The 7,360-nt window shown below is 69.8% G+C and carries 8 protein-coding genes; 1 reads left to right on the forward strand and 7 read right to left on the reverse strand.

Annotated features, from left to right (window positions below; genetic code table 11):
• Positions 1-172: 172 nt before the first annotated feature.
• Entirely contained in the window at positions 173-850 is a 678-nt protein-coding gene (locus tag V7004_RS14320) for an NUDIX hydrolase (protein WP_334144824.1), read from the reverse strand.
• A gap of 16 nt (positions 851-866) precedes the next feature.
• Complete coding sequence (locus tag V7004_RS14325) at positions 867-1,025, reverse strand: hypothetical protein (protein WP_334144825.1); 159 nt, start codon at positions 1,023-1,025, stop codon at positions 867-869.
• Between the two features lie 35 nt (positions 1,026-1,060).
• Between V7004_RS14325 and V7004_RS14330 the strand changes: the two genes are divergently transcribed.
• The gene (locus tag V7004_RS14330) at positions 1,061-1,837 is read left to right on the forward strand and encodes a potassium channel family protein (RefSeq protein WP_334144826.1); all 777 of its coding nucleotides are present in this window, start codon (positions 1,061-1,063) and stop codon (positions 1,835-1,837) included.
• Between the two features lie 99 nt (positions 1,838-1,936).
• Here the strand turns inward: V7004_RS14330 and groL are convergent, their stop codons facing one another.
• The 5 genes from groL to V7004_RS14355 form a co-directional block, all read right to left on the reverse strand.
• Positions 1,937-3,574, reverse strand: a complete 1,638-nt coding sequence (gene groL, locus V7004_RS14335; protein ID WP_334144827.1) for a chaperonin GroEL — start codon at positions 3,572-3,574, stop codon at positions 1,937-1,939.
• A gap of 10 nt (positions 3,575-3,584) precedes the next feature.
• Complete coding sequence (gene groES, locus V7004_RS14340) at positions 3,585-3,878, reverse strand: co-chaperone GroES (protein WP_208026718.1); 294 nt, start codon at positions 3,876-3,878, stop codon at positions 3,585-3,587.
• 196 nt (positions 3,879-4,074) lie between these two features.
• Positions 4,075-4,602: a VOC family protein gene (locus tag V7004_RS14345; RefSeq protein ID WP_334144828.1), complete on the reverse strand. Its 528-nt coding sequence runs from the start codon at positions 4,600-4,602 to the stop codon at positions 4,075-4,077.
• Between the two features lie 34 nt (positions 4,603-4,636).
• Positions 4,637-6,235 (reverse strand): succinic semialdehyde dehydrogenase, encoded by a 1,599-nt coding sequence (locus tag V7004_RS14350; protein ID WP_334144829.1) that lies wholly within the window; start codon positions 6,233-6,235, stop codon positions 4,637-4,639.
• A 218-nt stretch (positions 6,236-6,453) separates the two neighbouring features.
• Positions 6,454-7,197 (reverse strand): hypothetical protein, encoded by a 744-nt coding sequence (locus V7004_RS14355; protein WP_334144830.1) that lies wholly within the window; start codon positions 7,195-7,197, stop codon positions 6,454-6,456.
• Between the last annotated feature and the right edge of the window lie 163 nt (positions 7,198-7,360).

Genomic DNA, 7,360 nt, shown 5'->3' on the forward strand with positions numbered 1-7,360 from the left:
CGACACAGACCTGCCGCCCGCCCGTCCCAGCTTCCTCTCCCGCCACCGCCTCGCCCAACCGGCAGCGGATCTGCACACCCCAGCACGCGTTCAACCTGCCAGTTCGCGGACGGCGGGACAGTTCGAGGGAGGTGAGGTGGCCCGGTTGGAGGGGGCACGCGCTGGCGTCCGATCAGCGCCAGCGGGTGCCCGTGGCCAGCGCCAGCAGGTTGCGCAGCATGTGGGCGGTCGCTCCCCAGATGGTGTCGCCCACGATCTCGAAGAAGTAGATGGGCCGGTCGAGCGGCGGGAGACCCCAGCGCTCCTCCCGGTACACCCCGTCGAGGAGCAGCTCATCGAGCGGCACGTGGAGGATCAGCTCCACCTCGGCGGGGTTCGGCTCCAGCGCGGGCCTGCCAGGGAGCACGCCGACGAAGGGCACGATGAACGAACGGCTGGTGACCGTCTGGAGGTGGTCGAGCTCACCGATGATCTCCACCGCCGAGCGGTCGAGCCCCGTCTCCTCGCACGCCTCCCGCAGCGCCGTGTCCAGCAGGTCTTCACCCGGCTCCTGCCCGCCGCCGGGGAAGCTGACCTCGCCCCGGTGCGAGCGGAGGTGCTGGGCACGCCGGGTGAGCACCACGTGCACCTCGCCGTCGAGCTCGTAGAGCGGAGCGAGCACCGCAGAGGCCCGCACCCCGGTGCCTTCCAGCGGCGACGGGCGAGGGGGACCCGCCGCGGCCAGCGAGGCTCGGATCCCCTCGAGAGTCAGGTGCCGTGCCTCCACCGGAAGGGCGTGCCACGGCGGGGGACCGCCGAGGCGGCTCGACGCCGGCCTGGGGATGAGCTGTGCCCCGCCCCGATCGTTCATCGAACCCGGTGGCGGGTCACGACCGGGGGGTGGCGTCCACCAGCCGGCGCAGCAGGTCCGGGAGCCCACCGGTCTTGAGGTTGGCCATGACCCGGCCCGGCGGCGTCTCCCCTCGCTCCCATTCCATCCACCACGCCAGCAGCTTCTCGGGATCGGGAGGCGGTCGCTCATCCATGCCCGGCATCGTACCGAGGCCCTACGCTGCCGCAGGTGGCCGACGAGGTGGTATCGGAAACCACGACCGGGGCGGTACCCGACGAGCGCGCTGGCAGCCCGGCGCCCGACCCTCACCACCTCCTCCACACCATCGAGCGCGACATGCGCGGCCCCGACAGCTACCTGCCGATCCTGCTGCTCGCGCTCGGGGTCATGGTGTCGTTCCCACTCGGGGCGTGGAGCCCCCTGCTGTTCGGCTTCGTCACCCTCCCCATGACGCTGGCCATCGTGTTCCTGTCGTTCTGGCGCAGCAACGCCTCCCGGCGCACCCGACGGGTCGTCTTCAGCCTGGCGGTGGTCGGCACGGTCGCCGCCGTCGTGGCCAGCATCGTGCACCGCGGCAGCTATGACGAGAGGTACCTCCTGGTCGTCGTCTCATCGCTGTCGTTCGCGCTGCTGCTCATCCTCACCCTCCCGGCCATCCTCGCTCGGGCGTTGCAGCATCGCACCGTGAGCCTCAACACCCTGGCCGCCGCGCTGTCCGCCTACCTGATCATCGGCCTCTTCTTCAGCGCCTTCTACCGCACCCTCGACGCGATCGAAGCGGGGGCGTTCTTCGCCCAGATACGCGATCCGAACCTCGGGGACTTCCAGTACTTCAGCTTCGTGACCCTCACCACCACCGGCTTCGGTGATCTCACGGCGGCGACCGCCCTCGGGCGGGCCGCGGTGATCTTCGAAGCCGTCATCGGGCAGGTGTTCCTGGTGACCATGGTGGCCCGGGTGGTGTCGAACCTGGGCCAGGAACGCAAGCACCTCCCCGAGGACTGATCCAACCGGAGCATCCACGGGCCCGCACCGGTGCGCCGGACGCGATGTGGCCGGCCCGGAGGGCCGGCCACATCGAGCACCAGGAAGGGGCTCAGCGCCTCACATCATGCCGCCCATACCGCCCATGCCACCCATGCCGGCGGCCGCCGCCGGGTTCGGCTCCTCGGGCTTGTCGGCCACGAGGGTCTCGGTGGTGAGCAGCAGACCGGCGATCGAGGCCGCGTTCTGCAGGGCGGCCCGGGTCACCTTCGCCGGGTCGATCACCCCCGCCTTGAGCAGGTCGACGAACTCGCCGGTGGCGGCGTTGAAACCCGTGGTGCCGGACTCGGCCTCGGTCTGCTGGACGATCACCGCACCCTCGAAGCCGGCGTTGTCGGCGATCAGCCGAGCCGGGGCCTCGAGCGCCCGGTGGATGATGCGGGCACCGGTCGCCTCGTCGCCCTCGAGCGACTCGGCGAGCTTGGTGACCGCCGCCCGGCTCCGCAGGAGCGCGGTGCCGCCGCCGGCGACCACACCTTCCTCGATGGCCGCCCGGGTGGCCGACAGCGCATCTTCGATGCGGTGCTTCTTCTCCTTGAGCTCCACCTCGGTGGCCGCGCCGACCTTGATGACGGCCACCCCGCCGGACAGCTTGGCGAGGCGCTCCTGGAGCTTCTCGCGGTCCCAGTCGGAGTCGGTCTCGTCGATCTCACGCTTGATCTGGGCGATGCGGCCCTTGACGTCCTCCTCGGAGCCGGCACCCTCGACGATGGTGGTGTCGTCCTTGGTGACCACCACCTTGCGAGCCCGGCCGAGCAGGTCGAGGGTGGTGTTCTCGAGCTTGAGGCCCACTTCCTCGGAGATGACCTGGCCGCCGGTGAGGATCGCCATGTCGGCCAGCATCGCCTTGCGGCGCTCGCCGAAGCCCGGGGCCTTCACCGCCACCGAGTTGAACGTGCCGCGGATCTTGTTGACCACGAGGGTGGCCAGCGCCTCGCCCTCGACGTCCTCGGCCACCACCAGCAGCGGCTTGCCGGTCTGCATGACCTTCTCCAGCACGGGGAGCAGGTCCTGCACCGAGCTGATCTTGCCGTTGACGAACAGGATGTACGGCTCGTCGAGCACGGCTTCCTGGCGTTCGGGGTCGGTCACGAAGTACGGCGACAGGTAGCCCTTGTCGAACTGCATGCCCTCGACGAAGTCGAGTTCCATGCCGAAGGTGTTCGACTCCTCGACCGTGACCACCCCGTCCTTGCCGACCTTGTCGATGGCATCGGCGATGACCTCACCGATCGCGGGATCGGCCGCAGAGATCGAAGCGACTTGAGCGATCTCCGACTTGTCCTCGACGTCCTTGGCCTGGTCGCGCAACGCCTCGACCGCAGCCTCGACCGCCTTGTCCATGCCCCGCTTGAGGCTGAGTGGGCTCGCGCCGGCGGCCACGTTGCGCAGTCCCTCACGCACGAGGGCCTGGGCCAGCACGGTGGCGGTGGTGGTCCCGTCGCCGGCGATGTCGTTGGTCTTGGTGGCGACCTCCTTGACCAGCTGGGCGCCCATGTTCTCGAACGGGTCGTCCAGCTCGATCTCCCGGGCGATCGACACCCCGTCGTTGGTGATCGTCGGTGCCCCGAACTTCTTGTCGAGCACCACGTTGCGGCCCTTGGGGCCGAGGGTCACCTTCACCGCGTCAGCGAGGCGGTTCACACCCGCTTCGAGGCTGCGGCGGGCATCCTCGTCGAACTTCAGGATCTTGGGCATCGGTCAGCTCCTACTTGGTGACGACGGCGAGCACGTCGCGGGCGTTGAGGATCAGGAGGTCCTCACCGTCGAGGGTGATCTCGGTACCGCCGTACTTGCTGTAGACGACCGTGTCGCCCACCTTCACGTCGAGCGGGATGATCTCGCCGGTCTGCTCCGAGCGACGACCAGGGCCCACCGCCAGCACCTCGCCCTGCTGGGGCTTCTCCTTGGCGGTGTCGGGGATGACCAGGCCGCTGGCGGTGGTCTCCTCAGACTCACCCGGCTTCACGACGATGCGGTCTTCGAGGGGCTGAAGGTTCATGTGCGCGCCTCCATTCGGCGAATCCGGTTGGCACTCTCTTCGGTGGAGTGCTTAGCACTCTACGGGTTCGAGTGCTAATCGTAGGCAACCGAGGCCGGCGAGCACAACCCCCGGAACCGGCTCTCTCCTGGGCACCCGAAGGGCGCGGTGCCACGGCCGACCGCGCCCGGCCCCCTTGTGCTGGGCCTATCGCCCGTCACCCACCGGGGGCATGGCTTCCCCGTCTCGCCGCCTCGATCGTCGCGACGTCGATCCGAGTCATCGTCATCATCGCCCGCATCACCCGCTCGGTAACGACCGGGTCCGGATCGGCCAGCCCGTCGAGCAGTGCCCTCGGGGTGATCTGCCAGGCGAACCCCCACCGATCGGCACACCACCCGCACTCGCTCTCCCGACCTCCCTCGGCGACGAGGGCGTCCCAGTAGCGGTCGGTCTCGGCCTGATCCTCGGTCACGATCATGAAGCTGACCGCCTCGTTCGGTCGGAACTGTGGGCCGCCGTTGAGACCGACGAAACGTCGGCCCAGCACCGTGAACTCCACGAGCAGCTCGTCACCCGCCGACCCACCGGGGTAGTCGGTCGGAGCTGAGCGGACGGCGTCGACGTGGCTGTCCGGGAACGTGGATGCGTAGAACTCCGCAGCCCGGCGGGCTTCCCCATGATCGAACCACAGACACGTCACCAGCTTGTCGCCGACGGTCACCGGGGTGTCGTGATCGCGCATCCGGTGACACTACCCGTCGGGGCGGCTGCCACCCCTACCAGCCGAGCCGCTTGAGGGCTCGCAGCGACGCGGTGAGCAGCGCCGCGTACCCCTCGTCGCCGAGGGCCGCCACCGGGGGGGCCAGGTTCGCGAGCCGCTGGCGGGCGACGGTCTGGGCTTCGGTGTACTTGAGCAGGCCGTGCGCACCGTGGCGGCGCCCGAGGCCGGAGTCGCCCATCCCGCCCATCGGGGCGTCGACGCTGCCCCAGGCCGCGGCATAGGCCTCGTTGACGTTGACCGTGCCGGCCCGCAGGCGGGTGGCCACCCCCGTGCCCCGCCGGGCGGACCGGCTCCACACGCTGGCGTTGAGCCCGTAGCGGGTGTCGTTGGCACGGGCTACAGCGTCGTCTGCATCGGCGACCCGGTAGACCGACACCACCGGACCGAAGGTCTCCTCGGCGAAGCAGGCCATCTGCGGGGTCACGTCGGTGAGCACCGTGGGCTCGAAGAAGTACGGGCCGAGGTCGGGACGGTGCCGACCACCAGTGAGCACGGTGGCACCCCCCGCCACCGCGTCGTCCACATGGCGCCGGGTCGCTTCGAGCTGCTCGGCGTTGGTCAGCGAGCCCATCTGGAACCGGAAGTCGTAGGCCGCGCCGATCGTCATCGAGCCCACGGCCTCCACGAAGCGGGGCACGAACCGGTCGTAGACCGCGTCGGTCACGTAGAGCCGCTCGGCCGAGATGCACAGCTGCCCGCTCGAGGAGAAGCAGGCCCGCACACCCCCCTCCACCGCCCGGTCGAGGTCAGCGTCGTCGAGCACCAGCATGGCGTTCTTGCCGCCGAGTTCGAGTGAGCAGTCGATCAGCCGCTGTCCGGCCGCCGCGGCGACGACACGGCCGCTCTCGGTCGAGCCGGTGAACATGAGGAAGTCCGCCTCGTCGAGCAAGGCGTCGCCGATCACCCCGCCCCGCCCGAGCACGATCTGCCACAGGCCCTCCGGCAGACCGGCCTCTCGGGCCAGTCGCAGGCCGAACAGAGCGGTGAGCGCGGTCTGGTTGTCGGCCTTCTGGATCACCGCGTTGCCCGCCAGCAGGGCGGGAACGGTATCGCCCACCCCGAGGCTGAACGGGTAGTTCCACGGCGAGATCACGGTCACCACGCCCTTGGGGTGATGGTGCTCGTGGACGACGGTGAGGCCAGGGACGAGGCCGCGACGGCGCCGGGGGCGCAGGAGGGTGGGGGCACGGCGCGCGTAGTAGCGACAGGTGACCGCGATGTCGGCCACCTCGAGGTAGGCGTCACGGCGGGCCTTGCCGTTCTCGGCCTGGATCAGATCCATGATCCGGCGCTGCTCGGCCAGAACCAAGTCGTGCAGACGCAGGGCCACTGCCGCCCGCTCCCGCACCGGTGTGGCCGCCCAGTGCCGCTGGGCCTGCCGGGCCCGCTCGGCGGCGGCCCGCACGTCGTCGGGACTGCACTGAGGCAGCTCGGCGAGCTCCGTGCCGTCGAAGGGGGCGTGGGTGACCACACCCGGGGCGTCCCCGGAGGCGGGCACGAGCCGGGTGAGCTCGGCAACGAGCCCCGGGGTCACGCCGGGAGGGAGGCCGAGGGGGCCGGTGCGTGGGGGCGTCGATCGGGTCGTGACGGTCATCGCGGTGCCTCCGCTCGGTCGTGTGCCGGCTCATGGTAGGACCGGCAGCGCGGCTCGCCGGTGGGAGACACGAGGGCAGCGCCGACTGCCCTCCCCCGACAACTCCGTGTATGGCGTGACCGTGGGCGCAAAGGGCCCGGCGATCACGTCCAGGTGGCAGGCCGCATCGTGACCTCGCCGCCGTACACCGCGATCTGCGACCGGTCGGGGCTGGGGTGCTATCCGGTGAACCTCGGGGAGGTGATGGCAGGAAGCGGTTGCGAAGTGGTGGTCGTGGTCGGGGCCGATTCGGTCACCTCGAACGAGGTGTGCTCGGTCGCGACACCCACCTCCCCCGTGTAGCACCTGACGGCGATCTCATGTCTGAACGGCCTCCGCACGTCCGGGACGACGATGACCGGCCTGGCCGTTCCGGCGGTGTCCAGTGCCGTCTCCACGACGAGCGGCGGGGCCTCGAACGTACGGAACTCGACCTCCGCTCTGGTCCCGGGCACCCCGTCAACGTCGCGACAATCGATCGACACCACCACCTCGCTACCCGGCGGAGCGGATGTCGGGCTGACCGAAAAGACCAGCAACGGAGGCGGCGGGGTCACCGGCGGCTCGTCGGTGACCGTGAAGGTGAACTCCTCGGTCTGCGCACAGTAGATGCGCAACAGGGTGTCGCCAGGGGCCGCGTCGACCGGGACGATCAACTGATAGCGGGAGACTCCCTGGACTCCACCGGGCGCCTCGGCAGCACTGAGTCCGCCGACGTGAAGGAAGGCACGAACCTCAGATACCGGGTGGCCTTGGAACACGCAGGTGCTCTCGATGATGATCGCGGTGCCCGGTGGGCCCGACAGGGTGCTCAACGTGACATCCGAGATCGTGCCACCAGCCTGAGCCGGCGAGGCACCGGCGAGCGTGATCACCGCCACCAGCACGGATGCGGCGGTAACCGTTCGCAGGGTCGCGTTCACAAAAACCTCCCGGGGGTGTCGTCGGACCCGGTGGTGAAGTCACCGACGAACGGGTTGCGGTCGAGTGCCGTGCCGAACCCACTCACGTAGATGACGGTGCCGCTGTTGCAGCTTGTCCCGGTCACCGCCCAGGGTCGCAAGTTGGTTGTAGTTGACGTACTCG

It is taken from the genome of Rhabdothermincola sp. (assembly GCF_036846205.1).
Classification (GTDB): domain Bacteria; phylum Actinomycetota; class Acidimicrobiia; order Acidimicrobiales; family Acidimicrobilacustridaceae; genus Rhabdothermincola.